Origin of the sequence: Acinetobacter sp. ANC 4862 (genome assembly GCF_004336635.1) — a bacterium.
Taxonomy (GTDB): domain Bacteria; phylum Pseudomonadota; class Gammaproteobacteria; order Pseudomonadales; family Moraxellaceae; genus Acinetobacter.
In genome coordinates, this window is record NZ_SJXH01000002.1 from 102,174 (window position 1) to 127,196 (window position 25,023).

24 protein-coding genes are annotated in these 25,023 nt (G+C 40.3%); 10 read left to right on the forward strand and 14 right to left on the reverse strand.

Annotation, left to right across the window (positions count from 1 at the left end; all coding sequences use genetic code 11):
- Window positions 1–140: 140 nt before the first annotated feature.
- A complete protein-coding gene (locus tag E0409_RS01405) occupies window positions 141–845 on the forward strand; it encodes an SIMPL domain-containing protein (protein WP_131286849.1) in 705 nt (234 codons plus the stop codon).
- A 211-nt stretch (window positions 846–1,056) separates the two neighbouring features.
- Here the strand turns inward: E0409_RS01405 and proB are convergent, their stop codons facing one another.
- The 7 genes from proB to uvrB form a co-directional block, all read right to left on the reverse strand.
- Window positions 1,057–2,190, reverse strand: coding sequence for a glutamate 5-kinase (gene proB, locus E0409_RS01410; RefSeq protein WP_131286851.1), 1,134 nt, complete (start codon window positions 2,188–2,190; stop codon window positions 1,057–1,059).
- A gap of 28 nt (window positions 2,191–2,218) precedes the next feature.
- On the reverse strand, window positions 2,219–3,439 hold the full coding sequence (cgtA, locus tag E0409_RS01415) for an Obg family GTPase CgtA (protein ID WP_131286853.1): 1,221 nt from the start codon (window positions 3,437–3,439) through the stop codon (window positions 2,219–2,221).
- A gap of 539 nt (window positions 3,440–3,978) precedes the next feature.
- Complete coding sequence (locus tag E0409_RS01420; RefSeq protein ID WP_131286855.1) at window positions 3,979–4,353, reverse strand: winged helix-turn-helix transcriptional regulator; 375 nt, start codon at window positions 4,351–4,353, stop codon at window positions 3,979–3,981.
- A 396-nt stretch (window positions 4,354–4,749) separates the two neighbouring features.
- Window positions 4,750–6,207: a glyceraldehyde-3-phosphate dehydrogenase gene (locus tag E0409_RS01425; RefSeq protein ID WP_131286857.1), complete on the reverse strand. Its 1,458-nt coding sequence runs from the start codon at window positions 6,205–6,207 to the stop codon at window positions 4,750–4,752.
- A 259-nt stretch (window positions 6,208–6,466) separates the two neighbouring features.
- Complete coding sequence (rarD, locus tag E0409_RS01430) at window positions 6,467–7,396, reverse strand: EamA family transporter RarD (protein ID WP_131286859.1); 930 nt, start codon at window positions 7,394–7,396, stop codon at window positions 6,467–6,469.
- Between the two features lie 134 nt (window positions 7,397–7,530).
- Window positions 7,531–8,118 carry a lipocalin family protein gene (locus E0409_RS01435; RefSeq protein WP_131286861.1) on the reverse strand — a complete coding sequence of 196 codons (588 nt, stop codon included), beginning with the start codon at window positions 8,116–8,118 and terminating at the stop codon, window positions 7,531–7,533.
- 125 nt (window positions 8,119–8,243) lie between these two features.
- On the reverse strand, window positions 8,244–10,268 hold the full coding sequence (gene uvrB, locus E0409_RS01440) for an excinuclease ABC subunit UvrB (protein WP_131287018.1): 2,025 nt from the start codon (window positions 10,266–10,268) through the stop codon (window positions 8,244–8,246).
- 315 nt (window positions 10,269–10,583) lie between these two features.
- On the opposite strand from uvrB, the gene E0409_RS01445 reads away from it, so the two are divergent.
- Both E0409_RS01445 and E0409_RS01450 read left to right on the forward strand, forming a co-directional pair.
- Window positions 10,584–11,372, forward strand: coding sequence for an A1S_2505 family phage non-structural protein (locus tag E0409_RS01445; RefSeq protein ID WP_131286863.1), 789 nt, complete (start codon window positions 10,584–10,586; stop codon window positions 11,370–11,372).
- A 183-nt stretch (window positions 11,373–11,555) separates the two neighbouring features.
- Window positions 11,556–13,013, forward strand: coding sequence for a sensor domain-containing diguanylate cyclase (locus E0409_RS01450; RefSeq protein WP_131286865.1), 1,458 nt, complete (start codon window positions 11,556–11,558; stop codon window positions 13,011–13,013).
- 62 nt (window positions 13,014–13,075) lie between these two features.
- On the opposite strand, the gene E0409_RS01455 is transcribed toward E0409_RS01450, so the two are convergent.
- The gene (locus tag E0409_RS01455) at window positions 13,076–13,255 is read right to left on the reverse strand and encodes a hypothetical protein (RefSeq protein WP_131286867.1); all 180 of its coding nucleotides are present in this window, start codon (window positions 13,253–13,255) and stop codon (window positions 13,076–13,078) included.
- Window positions 13,256–13,673: 418 nt separating this feature from the next.
- Between E0409_RS01455 and E0409_RS01460 the strand changes: the two genes are divergently transcribed.
- The 6 genes from E0409_RS01460 (at window position 13,674) to E0409_RS01480 (ending at window position 18,596) form a co-directional block, all read left to right on the forward strand.
- Window positions 13,674–14,756, forward strand: coding sequence for an OmpW/AlkL family protein (locus tag E0409_RS01460; RefSeq protein ID WP_131286869.1), 1,083 nt, complete (start codon window positions 13,674–13,676; stop codon window positions 14,754–14,756).
- Between the two features lie 157 nt (window positions 14,757–14,913).
- Entirely contained in the window at window positions 14,914–16,128 is a 1,215-nt protein-coding gene (locus tag E0409_RS01465; RefSeq protein ID WP_131286871.1) for an MFS transporter, read from the forward strand.
- Window positions 16,121–16,255, forward strand: a complete 135-nt coding sequence (locus E0409_RS16890; protein WP_286364046.1) for a hypothetical protein — start codon at window positions 16,121–16,123, stop codon at window positions 16,253–16,255. The genes E0409_RS01465 and E0409_RS16890 overlap by 8 nt, the downstream gene beginning before the upstream one ends.
- Before the next feature lie 184 nt (window positions 16,256–16,439).
- Complete coding sequence (locus E0409_RS01470) at window positions 16,440–17,402, forward strand: TauD/TfdA dioxygenase family protein (protein WP_131286873.1); 963 nt, start codon at window positions 16,440–16,442, stop codon at window positions 17,400–17,402.
- A gap of 83 nt (window positions 17,403–17,485) precedes the next feature.
- Window positions 17,486–17,683 (forward strand): pirin family protein, encoded by a 198-nt coding sequence (locus E0409_RS16935; RefSeq protein WP_131286875.1) that lies wholly within the window; start codon window positions 17,486–17,488, stop codon window positions 17,681–17,683.
- Between the two features lie 211 nt (window positions 17,684–17,894).
- Entirely contained in the window at window positions 17,895–18,596 is a 702-nt protein-coding gene (locus tag E0409_RS01480) for a DUF1003 domain-containing protein (protein WP_131286877.1), read from the forward strand.
- Window positions 18,597–18,821: 225 nt separating this feature from the next.
- On the opposite strand, the gene sthA is transcribed toward E0409_RS01480, so the two are convergent.
- Window positions 18,822–20,234 (reverse strand): Si-specific NAD(P)(+) transhydrogenase, encoded by a 1,413-nt coding sequence (gene sthA, locus E0409_RS01485; RefSeq protein WP_131286879.1) that lies wholly within the window; start codon window positions 20,232–20,234, stop codon window positions 18,822–18,824.
- Window positions 20,235–20,449: 215 nt separating this feature from the next.
- Between sthA and lipA the strand changes: the two genes are divergently transcribed.
- Entirely contained in the window at window positions 20,450–21,463 is a 1,014-nt protein-coding gene (gene lipA / locus E0409_RS01490; protein WP_131286881.1) for a lipoyl synthase, read from the forward strand.
- 152 nt (window positions 21,464–21,615) lie between these two features.
- Here lipA and E0409_RS01495 read toward each other — a convergent pair whose 3' ends face one another.
- Genes E0409_RS01495 through era form a run of 5 tightly spaced genes read right to left on the reverse strand, consistent with a single transcriptional unit; the run spans window position 21,616 to window position 25,020 of the window.
- On the reverse strand, window positions 21,616–22,269 hold the full coding sequence (locus E0409_RS01495; RefSeq protein ID WP_131286883.1) for a MiaE family protein: 654 nt from the start codon (window positions 22,267–22,269) through the stop codon (window positions 21,616–21,618).
- 12 nt (window positions 22,270–22,281) lie between these two features.
- On the reverse strand, window positions 22,282–23,007 hold the full coding sequence (gene pdxJ, locus E0409_RS01500) for a pyridoxine 5'-phosphate synthase (protein WP_131286885.1): 726 nt from the start codon (window positions 23,005–23,007) through the stop codon (window positions 22,282–22,284).
- 26 nt (window positions 23,008–23,033) lie between these two features.
- Window positions 23,034–23,750, reverse strand: a complete 717-nt coding sequence (gene recO / locus E0409_RS01505; protein WP_131286887.1) for a DNA repair protein RecO — start codon at window positions 23,748–23,750, stop codon at window positions 23,034–23,036.
- Window positions 23,751–23,762: 12 nt separating this feature from the next.
- Window positions 23,763–23,954 carry an NF038104 family lipoprotein gene (locus tag E0409_RS01510; RefSeq protein ID WP_131286889.1) on the reverse strand — a complete coding sequence of 64 codons (192 nt, stop codon included), beginning with the start codon at window positions 23,952–23,954 and terminating at the stop codon, window positions 23,763–23,765.
- A 37-nt stretch (window positions 23,955–23,991) separates the two neighbouring features.
- Complete coding sequence (era, locus tag E0409_RS01515) at window positions 23,992–25,020, reverse strand: GTPase Era (RefSeq protein WP_067725015.1); 1,029 nt, start codon at window positions 25,018–25,020, stop codon at window positions 23,992–23,994.
- Window positions 25,021–25,023 lie beyond the last annotated feature (3 nt).

Sequence of the window (25,023 nt, forward strand, 5' to 3'; positions counted from 1 at the left end):
AATTTCATAAATAAAAATAAAGGGTATTTTTTGAGCTTGTTTTTACAATCCCACCACAAACTCTACTAAAATTCACCATAAACACACTTTAATATCATCAATATAGATTCAAATTTCACTTACAAAAATAGGTCAAAAAAATGCGTTATTTAACTCTCTCCACTCTGGTTTTAGCCTCTACTTTCAGTGCAACTGCCTTTGCTCAACAAAATGAACAACTTAATTACAACGTCGTCAATGTACAAGCAGAAGCCGCACGCCAAGTGTCAAATGATGAAATGCATGCGGTTTTATACATTGAAAAAAGCAATAAACAACCTGCAGAACTTGCGTCACAAATCACGAAATTAATGAATCAAGCTATGGCTTTAGCCAGAAAATATCCACAGGTTAAAGTAGAAACTGGTTCTCAAACTACTTATCCAATTTATGACAATGACAGCCGCAAGTTGAAAGAATGGCGTGGTCGTGCAGAAATTCAGATTGAAAGTACTGACTTTAAAGCCGCGAGCCAATTGATCGGCGAACTTCAACAAAACTTCCAGACTCAATCGATTAACTTTAACGTTTCAGATGCGCAACGTAAAAAAGTTGAGAATGAGCTGATGGTAGAGGCTTCAAAAAACTTTCAGCAACGTGCACAAATGCTCAGCCAAGCCTGGAATAAATCGGGTTATAACCTGGTTAATCTCAATTTGAATACCAATGGTCAGTACCCACAACCGGTCATGATGCGTGCCAACATGGCGAAATTTTCAGGTGCTGAAGCTGTCGATGCTCAAGACGTAGCAGCGGGTGAATCTAAAATTACCGTGAACGCCAATGGGTCGATTCAGTTTAAATAAGGCTTTATAGCTTTTTCTCCTTTTGAACAAGAGACCAGTTATTCTAAAAATTATTTATTTTCTTAAGGGAAGCTCCTTCTGCTTTTAGAAGATAAGAATCCTCAGAATATATTCTGAGTTAGCAAGAAAGAGGACTTCCCTTTTTTAAATTTTAGAAAATTTACACATAAAAAATCCCGCTCTTAAGCGGGATTTTTTAATACCTAAATTCTTAGTATATCGCCATATGATTGCGATGAATCATTTCTAAAGAACGTGCTTCACCTAAAACCTGATGAACTTTATCCGAAGACAAACCCTTCACAATTTCAGCTGAGCGCGAACTAAAGTTGACACGCCCCACAGCAACACGACCACCATGTGAATCGACACATTCAACCACATCACCACGTTCAAAATGACCTTCCACTGCTCTTACCCCAACAGGCAATAAACTGCGATGGTTTTCTTTAATGGCTTTCACTGCGCCATCGTCCAAGACTAAACGCCCTGCAGTTTGCAGATGCGCAGCCAACCATTGCTGATGTGCAGTAATACGGTCATTATCCGTAATAAACAATGTTCCAAGCAACTCACCAGACATTAAACGCGCAAGCACATTGTCGCTTTCGCCACTGGCGATTAGGGTTGGACAACCTGATTTCGCTGCCAAGCGTGCCGCACGAACTTTGGTCAACATACCGCCACGACCAAATTTTCCGCCACCACCGGCCATATCAAACAGACTTTCATCCAAAGCACGAACCGTATGGAACAGTTTTGCATTTGGATTAGAACGTGGGTCAGAATCAAACATGCCTTGCTGATCGGTTAAAATAATCAACAAATCTGCATGAACCTGACCTGCGACCATAGCAGCCAAGGTGTCGTTATCACCAAAGCGAATTTCGTCAGTCGATACCGTGTCATTTTCATTAATAACAGGAATCACATGCCAGTCAATTAAATGCTGCAAAGCATCGCAAGAGTTCAAATAACGACGACGGTCTGCCAGGTCATCATGAGTCAATAAAACTTGAGCCGTTTGAATAGAATGATTTTCTAATACACTCGACCAGGTTTGAATCAAGCCCATTTGGCCAATAGCAGCACATGCCTGAAGACTCGGTAAATCAGTGGGTCGATTCGACAATTTCATCCGAACCATACCTTCAGCCACAGCACCTGAAGACACCAGAATGATCTCGTGTCCTGCATTGTGTAGATCCGCAATTTGTTTCGCCCAATGCGAAATTGCATCCAAATCTAAACCTTGCCCATTTGCCGTGAGTAAAGATGATCCGATTTTAACAACGATTCGTTTACAACCCTTGAGCTGACGTTGCCCATCTACCACTTCTATCATCTTGTCCTCAGTACTCTATCCTAAGAGCTTAACGTACGTAAAACACTTCCATTTCGCCATCATCACCGTCGTTATCATCTTCATCATCATCTTCCGCCAATAGACCGGCAAGACGTTGTTGACGACGCATTTCACGATAAGCTTCTTTCGCTGCGATGGTTTGTTCACGTGTCTCAGCTTCAAGCTGATCACGGAATGCTTTCATTTCTGCTGCGTATTCAGGATCTTCAACTTCGCGTTCACGTTGTTGTTCAATTTGATCCATCAGGTAATAAACAACTTCTTTGGTTCCTTCCGACATTAAGCCAGAAGTTTGGAATACCGGACCTTCCCACTTCATTTCTTCCAGAAGATGTTTACACCATTCTTCTTTGGTGTCCTGATCGAGTTGATCAACTTTATTCAGCACTAACACGACTGGCAATTTAGCAAGGGTTGGAGAGAATTTTTTCAACTCATTCAAAATTGCCTTGGCATTGTGCACCGGGTCTGAACCGTCAATCGGTTGTACATCAACAATGTGCAACAGAATACGGGTACGGGCCAAATGTTTAAGGAAACGAATACCCAGACCTGCACCTTCAGAGGCACCTTCAATCAATCCAGGAATATCGGCCATCACAAATGAACGGTGACGGTCGGCATCAACTACACCCAGGTTTGGAACCATAGTGGTAAATGGATAATCTGCAACTTTAGGTTTAGCTGCTGATACTGCACGAATAAAGGTCGATTTACCGGCATTCGGCATACCGAGCAAGCCAACATCCGCAAGAACTTTAAGCTCTAAACGAATTTCACGGTATTCACCTTTGGTACCTGTTGTGCACTTACGTGGTGAACGGTTAGTCGATGATTTAAAGTGAGTATTACCCAAACCACCTTCACCGCCCGCTGCAACCATCACACGTTGACCATCAGCCACTAAATCGCCGATGATATCGCCTGATTCTGTATCTACAATGGTTGTTCCTACTGGAACTTTTAATATGGTGTCTTCACCGCCACGACCTGAACAGTTTGCACCACGACCATTCTTGGCGCGTTCTGCACGGAATCTACGGGTATAACGATAATCTACAAGTGTGCTTGTGTCGTTATCGGCTTCAACATAGATGTTACCGCCACGTCCACCATCACCACCATCTGGACCACCAAATGGTACGAATTTTTCACGGCGAAAACTGGCTACGCCATTGCCACCGTCGCCAGCCTCTACGGTAATGACTGCTTCATCAACAAAGCGCATGCTGCCAATCCTCTAAATACTTTAAAACCGCATATTCTGCCATATTTTACAAAATTTCTCGAATAGTATTATTCAGCATTACATGATTTTTAGTATTGTTAAGATGAATTTGGCTTGAACTGAAGTCATATTGCTTGACTTGGCTCAATGATCCAGTCATAAAATTTAAAATAACCACCTACTTAGCTAAGTAAACCTACTTTTGGGTTAAATTTCACTTACTTTATATTTTAATCCTTCAAATAAACTTGAATCTAAAATTCACGCTTATAAATTTCAAAAAATAACTAAAAATAATGCAGGAATATTTTCACTTAAATGATTTACTTAAATCGATTGCCTCTCCTGCTAGGATTCAATTTTTACATTTTGTGAAATATCAAATTACAGTTTAAGTTTTCAAAAATTTTAATTAAAAATAAAGCCATTTTTCTCATTTTGTGAAGCTTCATTTTTAAAGTTATCGCAATTAGTTAACACTTTTAAATAAAGCCCCTTCACTTAGATATCTCATAAAGCATTTAAATGACTCACTGCTATTATTTAGCAACACGTTGTTTATTTTCTAAAATTTCAGGTAAATTTCGTTCAATCCAACCAATGAGTATTGTCATTTTTTCAGCTGCCTGCGCACCCAGAATAGTTAGCTGATATTCAACTTTAGGCGGTACAACCGGATAAACCGTACGAATCAGAAAACCATCTTTTTCCAATACTTTTAAGGTTTGCGCCAGCATTTTTTCACTCACCCCTTCTATGCGCTGTTTTAACTCGCTAAAACGATGCACACCATCACTTAAACAGCGTAAAACTAACACAGACCATTTGGTGGTTAAGTGTTCCAATATTTCACGTGAAGGGCATTGATTAGATAAAACTTGTCCAAGTAAATGACTGGTTGCGTAGGTGCTCATCCATGTTCTCCAATTTTATTCTTAACTTACTTTTATATATATACTTACCTTAAGCAAGCCACTATAACAAGATACGTTGTTCACATATATAAAACCATCAATTTACCGCTTTTTTAGAATAAAAATTATGAGACATAAGACTTAAAAGAAGGCTTGGTTAACAAAAAATGTAATTATTTTAAAATGATTGAGTGAATCAAATTTCATAAAGTAAACTCAAAACCGCCTCTATCTAGATCACAAAGTCTCCTAATGACTATTTGAAAGAAAAATCATATTTTTTTCAAAAGCGAATGGAGTTAATTTAATTGAGAAAACTTAGGTAACAGCTCAATTTTTAACTTTAGAAAACAAAAAAAGAGCCTCAAATGAGACTCTTTTTTACTACTTTACAAATTATGCATTTGTTTCAGCAGGAACTTTTGGATAGCTTACGCCACACATTTGTTCAGCAATACGTAATACCTGGCAGCTATAACCCACTTCGTTATCGTACCAAACATACGCTGTTAAACGATTACCTGAAGTGATTGTTGCTTGCGCATCAAATACACCTGCAGTACGTGAACCGATAAAGTCAGAAGATACAACTTCAGTAGAATTTGTATAACCAATTTGACCTTGAAGGCTTGAGTTGATTGAGATTTGACGAATGTATTCATTCACCTCTTCACGATCAACTTCTTTCTCAAGTGTTAAGTTAAGAATAGCAAGTGATACGTTTGGAGTCGGAACACGTACCGAGTTACCAGTCAACTTGCCTTTAAGTGCAGGAAGTGCTTTAGCAACTGCTTTCGCAGCACCAGTTTCAGTAATTACCATGTTCAAAGTCGCAGCACGACCACGGCGATCTGCCTTGTGGTAGTTGTCGATCAAGTTTTGGTCATTTGTGAAAGAGTGAACAGTTTCAACGTGACCATTAAGCACTTTGTATTTGTCATCTAACACTTTTAATACTGGCGTAATTGCATTTGTTGTGCAGCTAGCAGCAGAAATGATTTTGTCTTCATCTAAAATGTCAGTATGGTTTACGCCATACACCACATTTTTCATTTCGCCTTTACTTGGAGCAGTCAATACAACACGCGCAACACCTGGGCATTTCAAGTGTTCAGCAAGACCTTCAGCATCACGCCATTTACCTGTGTTATCAATCACCAAAGCGTTATTGATACCAAAAGCTGTGTAATCCACTTCGCTTGGGCTTGAAGCGTAAATGACTTTAATGAAGTTACCATTAGCAATGATTGCTTCGTTTTCTTCATCTACAGAAATTGTGCCTGCAAATGGACCGTGAATTGAGTCACGACGAAGTAAAGAGGCACGTTTTTCCAAATCACCATCAGATGATTTACGAACAACGATTGCTTTAAGGCTTAAACCACGACCAAGACCTGATTGACCAATGATCAAGCGGGCAAGGATACGACCGATACGACCGAAACCGTAAAGAACCACATCTTTAGGTTCAACAGTTGCAGGATTGCCTTCTAAAGATTTAACAGCATCTGCAACAAATGCATCGATGTCGCCGCCTTTTTCTTTAAATTCAACCGCAAGTTTACCTAGATCGATTTCAGCAGAACCAATTTTCTCAACTTTAGCCAATGCTTCTAGAATGGGGAAAGTGTTAACCGCAGAAAGTTCAACATCCATCACACGGGTACGACGGTGTGCTTTTAAAATCTGGATTACTGAACGGTTAACTAAAGAACGACCAAATACCGAAGTCACGATATTTTTTTCACGATACAACTGACCAATTAAGGCAATCATATGCTCCGCGATTTCTTCACGGTTTTTCCAGCGACCTTGGTGATCTGCATGTAGGGCGATGATAGTCTCTTTGCTCACAGATACGTCCTCTAATTAATTGTATATCTAGGCATGAATTTCAAAACCCGGCAATTGTAAAGGAATTGTCCGGAAGTTTGAATCAAAAGCTGATTTTGTCTGGCACATTTTGCTATATATTCATTATAAATTGACAAAATAGTTGTAATTATTTTTATGATTTTCATATCGAAAGCTATAGACCACCACATTTCAGACCAAAATAATAAATTAGGTTCAAATGTTGCTTTATCAGACAAAACTCAAAAGCAGAGACCGTTTACTTTAAGCGATCTTGATAATTTTCCAGATTTTGTGCTAATGACTTTTGCTTCCGCTGTCGCTTGACCAAATGAATTGAACCTTCGACGATCAGAAGTAACACTGCCAACCAAATTGGAATATAAGTCAACCATTCTGCCAATTCCACCCTTTCACCTAAAGCAATGGATGCAAAAGCCAGTAAAACAGGCTCTAAATAGCTTAACAATCCAAATATAACAAAAGGCAAATAACGACTTGCCAGAATATAACTTCCCAGTCCCAAAGCACTTAAAAAGCCTAATCCCAAAACAGCCCAGATTAAGTGCTGAAATTGCCCAATTAAAGCAAAAGAGTCACTATAGACAGTTGCTAAATAAATAGCGACCGGAAGGATTAAAAATAAATCCCACCAGAAACCACCCAAGTGGTCGGTTTTAAAAGCACGTCTTAAAAAGAAATAGATCGGATAGGCAACGGCAACATATACCGTTTCCCAAGCAATACTACCAATGCGCCATAGCTCATGCCCAACCCCGACACTAGCAAAAATCACTGCAGCAATTTGCCATTTGGACAGTTTTTCTTTGTAAAGTACACAACCAATGAGCACCATCACCAACGGTAATAAGAAATAGCCCAAAGAGACTTCCAAACCACGCCCATTAATCGGTCCCCACAAGAACAACCAAAGCTGTGTGGTACATAATACTGAACTGACAATCAGCCAGATCAAAAAAGTCGGTTGCTTAAAAATCCGTTTAAATATTTCTGCGATATGTTTTAAATCACCGCTCCACCACATAAATAAAGTGAGAAATGGTAGTGTGGCTAACATACGCCAGGCAAATGTCTGTTCGCTATCTAAAGGTTTTAAGAATTGAGTATAGAAATATAAAACCCCAAAAGTGACCGATGCCAATACAGACAAAGCTACGCCTTTATACATCTTTCATCTCTGGATTGATCTCGTCGGCATTATAAACATTTCACACCCAGAAAACTTGATCATTCACCCTTCAAATTGACCATATAATAAAAAAACCATGCCGAAGCATGGTTTGATCAATCAATCTTTTAAGATTACTTTTGGGTTTGTTTAGTATGAATCACATCACTAATGTCATAACCTATCGATTGGGCATAATCCAGATATTCTTTTACTACAGCTTGATTCGGTTGTGCTGAACGAGACAGTACCCACAGATATCTGCGACGTGGCTCACCGACCAATACCGTTTGATAAGCATCGTCAATTTTTAGAACCCAATAATCTCCACGTCCTACCGGTAACCAGCGAACAGATTCCGGCAAAAAGCTGACTTTCAACTTGGTATTAAATGGCGCATTTTGAATAAACGCCTCACCGACAGACTCATTTAATTGTCCATCTTTAGTATAGCAACGGTTATCTACCCCAATATTGCCATTTTCATTTAAGGTATAAATAGCAGATACATCACGATCACACTTATTTTGGAAGTACATTGGCTTACGGGCAACTTCATACCAAACACCGAGATATTTATCCAATTCAATTTTTTCAACAGTGTGTAAGGTCTTGTTTTTTGCATAAGCCATGGTGGCCATACCCAAGCCAATGAGCACGACTCCACCGACAGCAATCTTAGCCAGTTTAATGCCGGCTTTAGGAAGATCATTCGTTGTCATAAAGCTACCTTTCCAGTCAAAATTTAAGATTTATAAAAATGAATATCCATTTAAAAATAACCATTCCAACTGAGTGATACTGTAGTGTTATGTAATGATTTTGCTGTAAAAAATTACTTATCGAGCTAACTTAGCATCTGTGCTTTTAAACGGACAATTTCATCACGCAGTCGTGCCGCCTGTTCAAACTGCAATTCTTTTGATGCTTTTAACATCTCTTTTTCCAGTTTGGACATATGCTTGGCCAGCAACTTAGGATCGGCCAGAATATGACGGTCATCCGCACTTAAAGCACGTGCTTGATCCGAGATTTTTTCATCAATTTGATCATCAGTCAGTACTTCACCGGTATCAATATCTTTATTGTTTTGACGTTTTGTACTGCGCGGTGTAATCCCATGCAGCGTATTAAACTCGATTTGTTTAGCACGACGTCGATCCGTTTCATCAATCGCTTTTCGCATGGAATCGGTGATGCGGTCAGCATAAAGAATCGCTTTACCTTTTACATTACGTGCTGCACGACCAATGGTCTGAATCAGTGAGCGTTCAGAGCGCAAAAAACCCTCTTTGTCAGCATCCAGAATCGCGACCAAAGATACTTCTGGCATGTCCAGACCTTCACGTAACAGGTTAATGCCGACCAGCACATCATGCACACCAGAACGTAAGTCATGAATAATCTTCACCCGCTCTACCGTATCGATATCTGAATGCAAATAAGCGACTTTCACCCCATATTCTTTTAAATATGAAGTTAAATCTTCTGCCATACGCTTGGTGAGTGTGGTGACCAAAACACGTTCATCCAAATCTTTACGCAGATTGATTTCTGAAAGTACATCATCGACTTGGGTCAAAACTGGACGAATTTCAATTTCAGGATCGACCAAACCGGTTGGACGAACCACCTGCTCGGCAATTTGCTCGGATTTTTCCAGCTCATATTTTGCCGGGGTTGCGCTGACATAAATCGTGGTCGGAATAATGCGCTCCCACTCCTCAAATTGCATCGGGCGGTTATCCAGTGCACTCGGTAAACGGAAACCATAATTGACCAGATTTTCTTTACGCGAGCGGTCACCCTTATACATCGCGCCAATTTGCGGAACCGTCACATGCGATTCATCAATAATCAGTAAAGCATCGTCAGGGATATAATCGAATAAGGTCGGAGGGGCTTCACCCGATGGACGACCAGACAAATGCCGTGAATAGTTTTCAATTCCGTTGGTATAACCCAACTGCTGCATCATTTCCAAATCATAACGGGTACGCTGTTCGATGCGTTGAGCTTCAAGTAATTTATCATGCTCGCGAAAGAAGACTAAACGCTCTTTCAATTCTTCACGAATGGTGCCGATGGCGCGCTGCAAGTTGTCTTTTGGAGTGACATAATGACTTTTAGGATAAATCGTGACACGCGGTACTTTACGCACCATTTTCCCGGTTAATGGATCAAACCAGCGGATGGAATCAACTTCATCATCAAACAGTTCGATACGAATTGCATCTTGATCCGATTCGGCCGGGAAAATATCCATAATTTCACCGCGAATACGATAGGTACCGCGTAAGAATTCAAGTTCATTACGGGTATATTGCATCTCGACCAGACGACGAATAATGTCGTCTCGACTGATTCGATCGCCCTGTACAATATGCAGCAACATGCTCATATAGGCATTCGGATCACCCAAACCATAAATTGCAGAAACCGAAGCCACAATAATGGCATCGCGACGTTCTAATAATGCGCGTGTTGCTGAAAGGCGCATCTGATCAATATGATCATTAATGGCAGAATCTTTTTCGATAAAGGTATCGGAAGATGGAACATAGGCTTCTGGCTGATAGTAGTCGTAATAACTGACAAAATATTCAACCGCATTATTTGGAAAAAATGACTTAAATTCGCCATACAGCTGTGCAGCCAAGGTTTTGTTGTGCGCCATGACAATGGTTGGACGTTGAGTCTGAGCAATCACATTGGCCATGGTATAGGTTTTCCCCGAACCCGTTACCCCTAATAGCAACTGATCGTGATAGCCTTTTTCAATACCACTGACCAGTTTTTCAATGGCTTGTGGCTGATCACCAGCGGGTTGATAGCTGGTCACTAATTCAAAAGGTTGCTGACTATCCTGCATAGTATCCATCTTCAACGACATAACCTTCATAGTATGAGGGTTAAAAACCAACATGCAACATCAGCACCCCCTATATTTCTGTATTTTGCTAATTCAGTAGATTTCGTTCAGGTTGATCTTCTTATTTCAGTGCTTTCATCAAATCACATCAGATCAGCTAAAATCTTTGTAAAGCCTCTTTTTCTTGCAAAACTATCTTTATCCTTATCAAAGACGCTAACTTTTATTCTAATTTTAAAAATCCTGATCTTTCACTTGACCATCTGCCATTTCAATTGCAACATGAATGAAAGACCATCACGATTGTATTCGCCTATGTCATATCACTATCACGATGAAAATATTGTAAAAAGCTTACCTGAAGATACTGTGTTTGTTTTTGGCAGCAATATGGCAGGACAGCATGCAGGTGGAGCTGCACGTACTGCGCTTGAGCACTTTGGTGCGATGACAGGTGTCGGTCGCGGTTGGTCCGGTCAAAGTTATGCCATTCCGACCATGAATGAGCATTTGCAACAAATGCCCTTGTCGCAAATTCAGCACTATATTGATGATTTCAAGATTTATACCAAAAATCATCCCAAGATGACCTATTTCATCACCTCAATTGGTTGTGGGATTGCAGGCTATAAAACCGAAGAAATTGCGCCCATGTTTAAAGGCATTTCACATAATGTGATTTTCCCAAGTTCGTTCCGTCCTTTTGTAGAAAGAGCCTTACCCAAGCTGACCCGACACTTCTTAAGAACTGTTTTTAACGATGATGTGATTTTTTCAACCCGTGATGATGACGTTGTTACCGGTCTGGATTTATCTGAAAATGAAAAGAGTGCCGCAAGAATTATTTTAAATACGCAAATCTACCCAACCGATAGCAATGGACGTGATCGTAGTTTTGAAATTTCAGATATTTTACACGTTCTAAATGGCAAAATATTTGAATGGCAAAGTAACTCTGAAGGCCCGATGATGTTTGGCGGCGTGATTTTAGCTTTGCTTGAACTGTACAATATTAATGAAAAAGATTTTATTGATGTGTGGCAAGGTGAACGGGAAATTCCTGCACCTAAACCTGAAAATAAAGCCCGCAGAAAAAACCGCTAATTTTTAATTCCAGCGAATAAAAGCCAATTTCTGAATTGGCTTTTTTTAGTTATGCTGAATTGTAATTCGTGACATAACCACCATTAAGCAAAAATATTATTTTACTTATCACATTATTTCCAAATTATTTTTTTCACTCTATACTGCATTCTTAAACTTAAATAAAAAATAAGAGCTGCTTGAATGGAAATGCTGGACTCCCCCTTTTTCGAACTATCCCCCATTGCAATGTGGCTTGAAGACTATAGTGAAGTTAAAAAACAATTTGACCTGTGGCGTGAACAGGGTGTTCAGGATCTGTTAGATTTTCTACAACAAGATCAATCCCGAATACTTGAATGTGCAAGAAAAATTAAATTATTAAAAGTAAATTCTAAAACCCTGGAACTGTATCAAGCCAAGGACTTTGAACATTTACATCAAAATCTTGATCTAGTCTTTAAAGAAGACATGAGCAAAACCCATGTTAAGGAACTGCTGGCCTTATGGAATGGCGAAACCCAGTTTTCCAATTCCGCGGTGAACTACACCCTGACCGGTGAACGTCTCGATATCCAGCTCAAAGGCATTGTACTGCCGCAACATGAACACGATTTATCATTGCTGTTAATTACGACTGAAGATATTACTTCCTATACCGAAGCCTGCCGTCTTGAAGAAAAAAGCCGACATCTCGCGGAAGCCCGATTTATTTATTCACCGACCTCACTTTGGGTGGAAGATTTTAGCCGGATCAAAATTAAATTAGATCAATTACGTGATTTAGGTATTGAAGACTTCAGCACTTTTTTAGATGTGCATAATGATTTCGTGCATGAGTGCATCAAAGAGATTTTGATTATTGATGTCAATCAGGCAACACTGGAATTATTTGGCGCACCGAATAAAGAGGTTTTGTTTAAAAACATGCATAAAGTTTTTGCTCAGGAAATGACTCAAACCTTTCGAGAGCAATTAATCGAGCTTTGGAATGGCAATATTCATCATCAGCGTGAAGCCGTGAATTATGCGCTAGATGGCAGCATCCGCCACGTACTGCTGCAATTTACGGTCTTCCCCGATTACCTGGATAATTGGGGAATGGTTCAGGTTGCACTCACGGATATCACCGCGCGTAAGAAAGCTGAAAAGTATCTGGAATATTTAGGCAAGCACGACGTGCTGACCAAGCTGTATAACCGTTCTTTTTATACAACAGAATTAAATCGGTTACAACGCAATAGGCAGCGCCCTGTGTCCTGTATTTTTATGGATATGAATGGATTAAAAGAACTCAATGATCAGTTAGGTCATGATGCGGGTGATAGTTTATTACAACGTATGGGCAACGTATTAAACCAGGTGGTTCAGCAAACCCTGTATTCTGCCTGCCGGATTGGTGGCGATGAGTTTGTCATCTTGTTGCCGGGTGCTGATGAAGCAGCGCTACAAAACTGTTTGCAAAGCCTGGAAGAACTTTTATTGGTGGATAACCAATTTTATTCCAATCAACCGATTAGCCTGTCCATTGGTTATGCGACCAATCATCTCGATGAACGCATGGAAGATATGCTAAAACGAGCTGACATGGCCATGTATCAGGACAAAAGAAATTATTATCTTAAGCACAATAGAAAAAAACCAATACTTAGTGATCTTTAATCCCGCAAAGTGTAATGCCCAAATAAAAAAGCCATGGTTTTTGCCATGGCTTTTTTGAAAGCTTAACGCTTACCCATCGAACGGCGTGTGCCACGAGGCGGCATCCAGGTGCGATCAGCATAGCGCTGCGGACGCGGACGTAATTCCTCTAACACTTCATCCGTATTTTGCTCAGTCTCTTTTTTTACAGGAAAAGGCAAATTGACCAATGGTTTCTTCTTGGGAGTATTTTGGGTGCTCATGTGATTCACTCAAGGATTTCTGAGGCATATTGTACGGAAAAATGCCTTTAAGTGCGAGATCGGATTTTTTAAATCATTTAATGCACTGCTTTTTGCAAATTCAAACACGTATTTCATCCCGATTAATGATCAAATTATTCAACAATCATAAGAGAAATAAAACCCTCAAAATATTCTAAAAAATAGATGAATATTTTCTTAATTATCCAATATTTAACTTCATTTAAAACTGTTCAAGTTTGCAACAAAATTTCTATTACCAATAGATAATCTAGCTATCTTATTGAAACAAATCGTCTAATTATTTACAGGAATATAACCAGACTTATATTTTTCAGCAACATTCAGGTGATTTTTCAATCATATAATCAAAACCAGAAAAAAACTTATAAACGTAAAATGGACATGGAGTCCCTGAATGAACAAGTCGTTATTTTGTATTATGTCGTCTCTTGCTGCTGTACCTGCAATAAGCTATGCCGATTCACCTTATTTTAGTTTACAAGATGGAAACGGTTTTAAACGTTTTTCTGTTTCTGTCGGCGCGCTACATGTTATGCCGCAAGGTAAAGCCCAACCCTTCCAAGTCAATACGGCAGTTAAAAATGGTGAGGTTTCCAAGAATGGTGATATTCAGGTCGACACCGTCTTAAACAACCTTAATCCGGAGGTCAACCAGACTGCGCTTGCCACCATTTTAAAAGGTTTAGGCTTTTTTACCGGCGGTCAGTTGGGAAGCGGACTCAGTGGCAGTTCAAAAATACAAGGATTAGAAGAATGGAATAACCTAGGTACAGGTCTGGAGGCAGATGATGTCACGACCTTGGGTATCATGACCAATTACTTCTTTACCGATCATATTTCCTTTGAAATGAAAGCCGGTATTCCCCCTAAAGTAGACTTACAGGGTAAAGGCAAAATTTACGCACCTTTCTCTGCTGTGGCCACACCACAAATTGGTAACTTACCCTTAGAATTTCTCAATATTGATTTGCAAAACGATATTTTTATTACTGATTTAGAAGCCCATGGCGCTGCCGCCACAGCTCGTGCCTGGACGCCTGCCTTTGAATTCCAATATCACTTTGGGAAAACCGGTGTCAATAAATTCCGCCCTTATGTCGGTTTAGGCGTGATGTATGCATACTTTAATGAACTGGAAATCAACCCGCATACCGAACAGGATTTAATAGCAGCCGGCCACATGATTGCCAATATTAAACAAGGTAATGCTGGCGCTTCTCTAGAGGACAAACTAAGCAAAGCCAATCCTCAAGTGGACCTGGAAGCAACCGATGCGATTGCACCTATTGCCACCTTAGGTTTTACTTATGACTTTAATGACAAATGGTTTGCGGTCGGTTCAGTTTCCTACGCGCATATGAAAAATGAAACCACGATTACCGTGTCCGATGCAACTCATGGCGAATTAATCCGATCCAAAGCTGAGATTGAAATTAATCCCTTATTGGCTTATGCAGGTGTAGGCATGCGTTTCTAAGTTTTCTCCCCATTAAAAGACGATTTTATGTCGTCTTTTTTTGATTTCATAAAACTTGCTATAACTTAATTTTATCTTTTGTTTAAGTTTTATTGAATCGTTTCCCTTTTCAAAATCGAATAACATAGCGACATCGCAATCGCAGCATGGATGAATTATGTCAGATACCCGTTTTTCCAAACCTCTTATTTACATGTTAATTGGAAGTGCGCTGATTCTGGCGTTATCCCTAGGGGTAAGACATGCTTTTGGGCTGTATCTTGTACCTATGAGTCATGAGTTTGGTTGGGGACATAATGTCTTTAGTCTTGCCATTGCGATGCAAAACTTAATCTGGGGTGCAGTACAACCCATCACTGGTGCTTTTGCGGACAAGTATGGCAGTAAAATTGTAGTTGCAGTGGGCGGTGCTTTATACAGCATCGGTTTATTGCTCATGGCCTTCAGTTCCACGGGTTTAATGCTAAATTTAAGTGTCGGTCTAATCTTGGGACTCGCCTTATCCGCCACCTCATTCCCAGTATTACTTTCCGCGGTAGGACGTGCCGCGCATCCTGAAAAGCGCAGCCTTGCAATGGGAATCGCCAGTGCCGCAGGTTCATTTGGGCAATTTATTATGTTGCCCTCAACCCTGCTACTTTTACAAAGTGTTGGATGGTCAGCAGCCTTGGTGGTCAGTGCCATTCTGATTGCCCTGATTATTCCTTTGGCATGGATGTTAAAAGCACCGATGTATGTCGCGCCTCAGACATCATCAGATATCGATAAACCCGCTTTAGGCTTTAAACAAATCCTGATGATTGCCAAAAACCATATCCCCTTTTGGTTCTTAGCTTTGGGCTTTTTTGTCTGTGGTTTTCAAGTGGTGTTTATTGGGATTCATTTACCCGGCTATCTGATTGATCATGGTTTTAATGCCACCACCGGTACTATTTTTCTGGCTTTGATTGGTTTATTTAATATTGTCGGTACATATAGTGCAGGCTGGCTCGGTGGAAGATACTCTAAACCTAAATTATTGATGGGCTTATACGGTTTGCGCGGGATTGCAATTATCACCTTTTTGGCACTGCCTTTAAGCACGTGGACAATTTATGGCTTTGGTGTGATTATGGGATTACTCTGGCTCTCTACTGTGCCGCTAACCAACGGTATTGTGGCGAATATGTTCGGAGTGAAATACCTCTCCATGCTCAGTGGTCTGGTATTTTTTACCCATCAAGTTGGTTCATTTTTTGGCGGATGGCTCGGTGGTGTCAATCACGACATGACGGGCAACTACAATATGGTTTGGATGTTTTCAATCGTGCTTAGTCTGGTGGGTGTACTGGTGCATTTCTTTGTCAATGAGGAGGCTGTGATTCATGACTGATTCTCTACGTGGCTTAAAAATCCTGATTGGCCTAGCAGTGGTGGGGTTGCTCAGTCTGGCCATTCTATTGTGGTTCAAAACACCGCAACTGTTTGAATATTTCAATCAGGTATTCTGTCCACATTAATGCTTAAAAATCAGCACTTAAACAGCAAAAAAACTGCTTTCTTTTGCTGTTTATATTAAAAACTTAATAATCATTTATTTAATTATTTTTCGTTGTTATTTCATAAGTTTAGCAGTTCTTTTGATTTTGCATTTTGGTCATTTTTGATTAGATTTTTTTCACAGCAAAATAATTTGAGAAAAAGATGACCAGCCTTCCCCAACTATCCCAAGCCATTCATGATGCACCGCGTTGGCATCAGGTAGAACAATTTCAAAACCCAAAAGAAATCAGCATTATTCCCTTACAGGGTGAAGCATTAGGTGCCGTTGTTTCTGGTTTGGATGCCCGCAAAGCCCAAGCCGGCGAAACGATCCACCGGCTGAAACAAGCCTTGGCTGAACACCTGATTTTAATTTTCAAAAACCAAAGCCTGGATGATTTACAGTACTTGGCTTTTAGCAGCTATTTTGGCTCTATTTTCCGCCCAAGTGCAGACAATCCAGTACTTGCAACGCAATCAGATACCGGCACTCCACCCGATGTTGTTCCTGTGTCTAATGCCGTGGGTCAAGGCGATTACACTGGTCATGGTGAACTTTCACCGCATGCCGATCATCAATGGACGCCACAACCTTCATTTGGTTCATTACTCTATGCCATAGAACTTCCAGAAGATGGTGGTCAAACCTCATGGTTCAATACCATTAAGGCTTATGAAGCACTCGATGAGGCAACCAAACAGCATATTGATCAATTACAACTAATCACCTACAACCCCTTTGTTCGTCGACAACAGGTTCAAAATAATGATAGCAATGGTTATGGCAGCAGTCCTTTATACCGTTTTAAAGATCAACCGATTATTGGGCATGCTTACCCACATCCTTTGATACGCACGCATCCGGAAAGTGGTCGCAAAGCGCTTTGGCTGAATACACGAAGTGAAGTGGAATTGGTGAATTATGATGATCAGGCTGGGAGTGAATTAATCGCTTCATTACGCGAACATCTACTCAAGCCAGAATTTCGTTATGAACATCAATGGCAACAAGGCGACATCGTCTTTTGGGACAATCAAGTCACGCTACATTCACGCCGCCCTTTCCCTGCCAATCAACGCCGTTTATTGAAACGCATCAGTCTTGCAGGAGGTCGACCTTTCTAAAGGTTACTTAAATAAAAACAATAAAAAAATTATAAAAATGCCCAGTTTTGAACATCCTGAAATAACAATAACCAAGATTCAAGATGTTCAAATTTTTTGTTCTGCACCTTTCACCATTTAAATTGCTCAATTCAATATTCCAGCAAATTTCGCACCCTAACTCTCCGTTGTCTAGTTGCTTGGTTATGCATCCATACCGTAGTTTTGAAACTGTCACCACTATTCAGGATGGTGAGTTAGAGCATCACCAGTCCAAAGGTAATCACGGTAAAAATTGGTGAAAATGAAAGGTTCACTGAGGATGGTTCAACTGTGGATGAATTTGTTTCCTGCTGAAAAAACAACTAAGCCACATGATCAGAAACTTTCTGAATCCAATATTTAGCATAGAAAAAATCAACAATATAGGCAGTGAAAAACTCCAAACATGGTTAAGATATAATCGACAGTGTTTATCCAATAATTTCAGGATGATTAGAAAAGAGAGTGATCATGAGTGAAAAAAATGAATCTTATAAATGTCTGGTTTGTGGAAAACATTTTCCGCTAAAAAGTCTCATCCCGATGGGTACAGTACGCAAAGCCATTACAGAAGTAATTTCACAGGATTTTCCAGAATGGTCACCTCAAAGTTATATTTGCCAGGCAGATTTAACCAAGTATCGAATTCAGTATGTTCATTCATTGTTAAAGTCTGAAAAAGGTGAAGTGACTGATCTTGAGTATGAAGTGATTAACAGCATGCAACAGCATGAACTCATCACAAAAAATGTTGAAACCAAACTCGACCAAAACTGGACTTTTGGTGAAAGACTGGCAGATAAAATTGCGTCTTTTGGTGGAAGTTGGGCCTTTCTGATTTGTTTTGGTATTTTTTTAGCCATCTGGATTATTGTGAATACGGTGGTTATGGTCTCACATCCTGCTGATCCTTATCCTTTTATCCTGTTAAATTTAATCCTGTCCTGTATAGCGGCTATTCAAGCACCGGTAATCATGATGAGCCAAAATAGACAAGAAGCAAAAGATAGATTGCGTTCACAAAATGATTATCAAATTAACTTAAAAGCTGAGCTGGAAATTCAACATTTGCATGAAAAATTAGATCATCTGTTAATGCATCAGTGGGATCGGCTGGCTGAAATACAAGAAATCCAACTTGAGTTACTCTCTGAAATGAGCAAAAAACATTAAAAAAATCTATGAATATTGTCATTCAACAACCCTGAAAATGGGAATGAGTTAATTTCCCAAATGCTGATCGCAAAAAAATACAGTCCGCAGATTTGATGAAATCCCCTGATGAACTCTACTTCACAGTGCTCATTTTATAATTGTCAAAATTTCGCTTTATGCGCTGCATAAAAAACCCGCAAGCCTTCACTTACGGGTTTTTCAATCTAAGACTTTAAATCAGACTTAGAATAAACGGTTCATACCGTTCAATGTTGCCACACGGTACGCTTCCGCCATCGTCGGATAGTTAAACGTAGTTTCAACAAAATATTTAATCGTGTTGTTACCACTATTCATCACCGCTTGACCAATGTGAATAATTTCTGAAGCATTGTTACCAAAACAATGGACACCCAAAATTTCCAGCGTGTCACGATGGAATAGAATCTTCAACTCACCGACAGTGTCACCAGTAATCTGCGCACGTGCCAAGTGACGGAAAGACGCTTGCCCTACTTCGTAAGGAATCTTTTCTTCAGTCAATTGCTGTTCAGTCTTACCAATCGAAGAAATTTCCGGAATGGTATAAATACCTGTCGGAATATCCGTTACTGGTGCAACATGTTCACCGCTCATGTTTGAACCTGCGCAACGACCTTGGTCATAAGCAGCAGAAGCAAGCGATGGCCAGCCAATCACGTCACCGGCAGCGTAGATATTTTCCACTTCAGTCTGGTACTGATCATTTACGGTTAACTGACCACGGCTGTTGGGTTGAATACCCACATTTTCCAGGCCTAAACCATCAGTATTACCTGAACGGCCGTTACACCACAAAATGGCGTCAGCTTTAATTTTCTTACCACTTTGTAAATACATCACCACATGATCATCAAATGTTTCAAGATGATCCAGTTGTTCGTTATGACGAATCAATACACCCTGTTCACGCAAACGGTAAGACAAGGCATCAGAAATTTCATCATCCAAGTAACTCAACAATTTGTGCTGTGTATTAATCAAATCAACTTTATGGTCCAGACCAATGAAGATCGACGCATATTCACAACCAATAACACCGGCACCGTAAATGATGATTTTCTGGATTGAAAAATCCAGATCCAAAATTTTATCTGAATCAAATACACGTGGATGATTAAAATCAAGCGCCGCTGGACGGTATGGACGCGAACCTGTCGCAATCACCAATTGCTGGAAAACAATGGTTTCTTTAATCCCGTCATCACTGAAAATCAGTGCGGTATTTTGATCTTGGATGTATGCACGACCATGATAAATATCAATTTTATTACGATCATAAAAACGCGAGTGTGTTTCAACCTGTTGCTGAATCACTTTATGTGCATTACGCAATACTTGTTTCATGGTGAACTGTTTCCAGTCGCCCACTTTCTGGAACATTGGGTCACGTTGGTAACGTAAAATGCTCGATACCGTTTGACGCAATGCTTTACTTGGAATAGTTCCTACATGAGTACAGTTACCACCTAACTGCTCACGAATATCAACAATTGCAACACGCTTGCCTGATTTAGCAAGTTTCATTGCTGCGCCTTCACCAGCTGGGCCTGAACCGAGAACTACCGCGTCGTATTTAACGAAAGTTCCACTAACGACCTCTTTTTTACGTGGCATTCAACGCTCCTTTAATCAAAATCTATCTTTAATCAATCTGAGTTATATTATGACGTAATTCCCATGCATTTGGTGTATTTAGCTGACATATATTGAGTGATAACCACATTTTTTAAATGAATATCGTTTTTGCCCTATTTGAGCCTAAGTTCGCTATAATACACAGGCTATTATGTCTCGCATCTCCCCCGTCAAAAACAGTGGAAAAGTTGAATATGTCTGAAAACCGTAAACCAGAACAGGGTGTCAAACTTCGTGGCGCAGAGAAGGTCGCTCGTATTCCTGTAAAAGTTGTACCTACGGTTGAAACGCCACGCAAACCGGATTGGATTCGCGTCAAAATGGCGGCTCCTGATGAAGTTCAACGGATTAAAACAACGTTACGCGCACAAAAATTACATACGGTTTGTGAAGAAGCGGCTTGCCCTAACCTGCCGGAATGTTTTGGTGGCGGTACTGCAACCTTTATGATTATGGGTGATATCTGTACCCGTCGCTGCCCGTTCTGTGACGTTGCACATGGTCGTCCAAATGCACTTGATCCGGATGAACCCCGTCATATGGCAGAAACCATTGCTAACTTAGGTTTAAAATATGCGGTGATCACCTCTGTTGACCGTGACGACCTTCGAGATGGTGGTGCTCAACACTTTGTAGACTGCATTAAAGAAGCACGTGAATTAAGCCCAAAAACCTTACTTGAAATTCTAGTTCCAGATTTCCGTGGTCGTATGGACGTGGCTTTACGCATTATGACGGAATGCCCGCCAGACGTATTCAACCACAACATTGAAACTGTGCCACGTTTGTATAAAGCGATGCGTCCAGGTTCTGACTATCAGCATTCATTAGACCTGCTTAAAATGTTTAAAGAATATTGCCCTGACGTTCCAACCAAGTGTGGATTGATGGTGGGTTTGGGTGAAACTGAAGAAGAAGTGCTGGCACTGCTTGATGATCTTCGCGCGCATGATGTGGATTACATCACCATCGGTCAGTATTTACAGCCTTCCAAGCAGCATGCACCGATTGACCGCTTCGTAACACCGGAAGAATTTGAACGCTATACAGCGCATGGTCAAAAGCTCGGTTTCAAAAATATTTGGGCAGCCCCTATGGTTCGTTCAAGCTACTTTGCCGACCGTCAATACTATGGCGAACCGGTTCCGGCTGTACGTCGTAAAGTTGATCCTGCCAAAAAAATTGCCGTACAAACCATTGAAGCTTAATTCAGTCTAAATAAAAATCAGCCTGATTTAATCATGCCAATCTAATCCATTTAGGTTGGCATTTTTGTTTTAAAATTTAAAAATAATAAGATATAAAAAATCCCCTATTCAAATAGAGGATTTTTAAAGAATTATAGATCAAAAACTATAGATTAAGCAGCTTTACTCGGTACACCACTATGAAAGCGGAATAAATCATCTGGAATTAAAATCAGGTTTTTTTCAACTTCACGAAAGTGTGCAATACGCTGCTGAATATCTTCTTTAGGATTTTTTAACTTGGAGTTTTGAGCGACATCTAGTGCTAATGCCAAGTAATCCTCAAAGTGACGAGATTCAGACTTGAGAAGATAGCGGTAGTATCTACCCAAGTCTTCATCTACAAGCGGTGCGAGCGCATAAAAACGCTCACATGAACGTGCTTCAACAAAAGCACCAATGACCATAATGTCGATTAAAGCTTCAGGCTCATACGTCCGTACTTCTTTACGCAATCCACCTGCATAACGACCCGCACTAATCGATTGCCATTCCTGCCCACGTTTGGTCATTAGTTCAAGCACTTGTTCATAGTGCAACATTTCTTCACGCACCAACTGTGCCAGCTTAACCTGTAAATCGGTAAAGAAGGTATAGCGAAACATCAGGTTCATGGCCGTACCTGCTGCTTTTTTTTCACAATTGGCATGATCTTGCATGAGTAACTCGAGGTTATTCATGGCTTCATCTAACCATGCTTTTGGCGTTTCACATCCCAAAAAGCCCAAAACGGGCTTCATAAGATCATCATAATTTATTAACGACATAATTCTAAAAACTTATCTTGCTGATTTAATGACAGCTTTCATTTGTTGAACGGCTTGAGCCAAACCCACAAACACAGCATCGGCAATAATGGAATGACCAATATTAAGTTCATGAATTTGTGGAATTTGAGCAATTGGCGTGACATTTTCAAGGTTTAAACCATGTCCTGCATTCACCAACAAACCTTTAGAAGCTGCATATTCTACCCCTTGAACAATACGCTCAAGTTCATGTTGTTGTGCTTCTACTGTTTTTGCATCTGCATAAGCACCGGTATGAATTTCAATGGTCGGCGCACCACAAGCAATTGCGGCATCAATTTGTGCAATATCGGCATCAATAAACAAAGACACTTCACAACCAATCGCAGTTAAGGCTTGGGTGGCTGCTTTAACATCTTCAAAATGCCCTAAAACATCCAGACCACCTTCAGTGGTTACTTCCTGACGTTTTTCTGGAACAAAGCAAACATGATGCGGCTTGATTTCTTTGGCAAATTCAACCATTTCAGCAGTCACAGCCATTTCCAGGTTCATATGCGTTTTCAATAACGGACGCATACGACGTACATCATCATCCTGAATATGGCGACGGTCTTCACGTAAATGCAGGGTTATCCCTTCTGCACCGGCTTGTTCACAAATCAATGCAGCCTTGACTGGATCTGGATAAGTGGTTCCGCGCGCCTGTCGCAATGTCGCCACATGGTCAATATTTACACCAAGCAATGCAGCCATAACAATTTCCTAACCATGATTAAAAATTAAGATTGAGATTTAGATTGAGTATTTTGAACCCACAATTGACGGCTTTTCAGCGGTCGGTCTCCCAAAAGAGAGGTGATCATCTGCCGATACAGTTGAGCCAACAATTGTAACTGCTCCGGGTTAAAATCCCTACCCTTTTCATAATCACGCATCGACAGAATGTGCTGTCCCGATAAAGTTGAGCGTGACTGTTGTGTGGTGGGAATAAAACCTTCATTGAGCTGAAATTGATAATTTTGAGTTGCCTGAATCTCATGCTGCTGAGCATCAGTACTAAAGTCGAGTGCATAGCCCAATTCTTCTAATAAGGCATGTTCAAACTGGCGTAAAATTTGCCGTAAAAAAAGATGAGGATTTTCGTGCTGTGCCAATTGTTGCAGTTGTTGTAAGGTCTGATGATATTGCACAAAGGTTTGTGGCATTTCGGCTTCAACTGGACACAAACGAAGAATAAGTTCATTTAAATAAAAGCCAGAAAAGAAGGCATCGCCAAAGAAAAAAACTGGCTGATTGACAATTTCTAGTTTAGTAAAATTTTTAAGATCCGATTTTCCTGAAGCTTGTAAGCAAATCGGTTGGTATTGCGGAGGTGGCGTTTGTCTTAAGATTCCATCAACACGACCATGCTCCTGCGTAAACAAATGCACGATATGACTGCGCTCACGGTATTTACGATGATGGATTAAATAGCCATGCAATATTTCATTTCGCATGAATAACTAAATCTAGTCTTTTTTCTTATTAGAATCTTTTTCTTCATCATCCCCATCAGGAATGACCGCACCTACGACGGCAGCAGTTCCTTTAACTACGCCCTTCGTGGTTTTATAAGCCACTTTTACAGGGACAGTGACAAGTTTATGAATACAGCCTTGCAGAAATAAAACACATGCTACAACTGCCAATACTTTGATCATCACTATTCCCTACAAAAGAGTTGCTTATCAAAACTGTTTAGATATCGCTATAACCTAAACTTTTCAATGCGCGTTCGTCATCAGACCAACCACCTTTCACTTTAACCCAAAGTGTCAGCATGATCTTTTGTTCAAACATTTTTTCCATATCAGCACGCGCATCCATACCAATTTTTTTCAGTTTGGCACCTTTTTCACCAATCACAATGGCCTTTTGACCTTGGCGATCAACAAAAATCGTCGCATCGATATAGGTACATGCTGGTTTTGGACGGCCCGTTTTTTCATGAACAGTCGCTTCTTCAGTCTTGAATGACTCAATCTGTACTGTTAAATCATACGGCAGTTCCTCACCTAACTGACGCATGATCTTTTCACGAATCACTTCAGATGCAAGGAAGCGCTCTGAACGATCAGTAATTTGATCCAATGCATACAAAGGTGGCTGAAACGGTAAATAGTTTTCAATCGTGTCACGCAAATGATCAAGATTTGAGGCACGCAAAGCTGAAACAGGAACAATTTCTGCGAAATTCATCAACTTCGCTCGCTCTTGAATCAATGGTAAGGCACTGTTTTTATTTTCAAAAGTGTCAATTTTATTGATCACTAGAATAACGGGCATTTCTGCATTTTTAAGTTTTTCTAAAACCAGTTCATCGTTTTGAGTCCACTTTTGAGCATCGACAACAAATAGCACCAAGTTCACATCACGTAGTGCAGAAGATGCCGCACGGTTCATCATTTTATTGATGGCACGGACTTCTTTTTTGTGCATCCCTGGCGTGTCCACAAAGACTGCCTGAGACTTTTCACGTGTATCAATACCGACAATCTTGTGACGGGTCGTTTGCGGCTTACGTGAAGTAATAGAAAGTTTTTGACCTAAAATATGGTTCATTAACGTAGATTTACCCACGTTTGGACGTCCCACAATGGCTACAAATCCACTTTTAAAATCTGCAGGAATAGTTGTGCCTTGTGAACTGAAAAAATCATTAATCAGGTCGTTGCCGTTGCTTTGCGGCTCGTGATCAGCATCGATGTGATCAGAATGTGTAGTCATGCA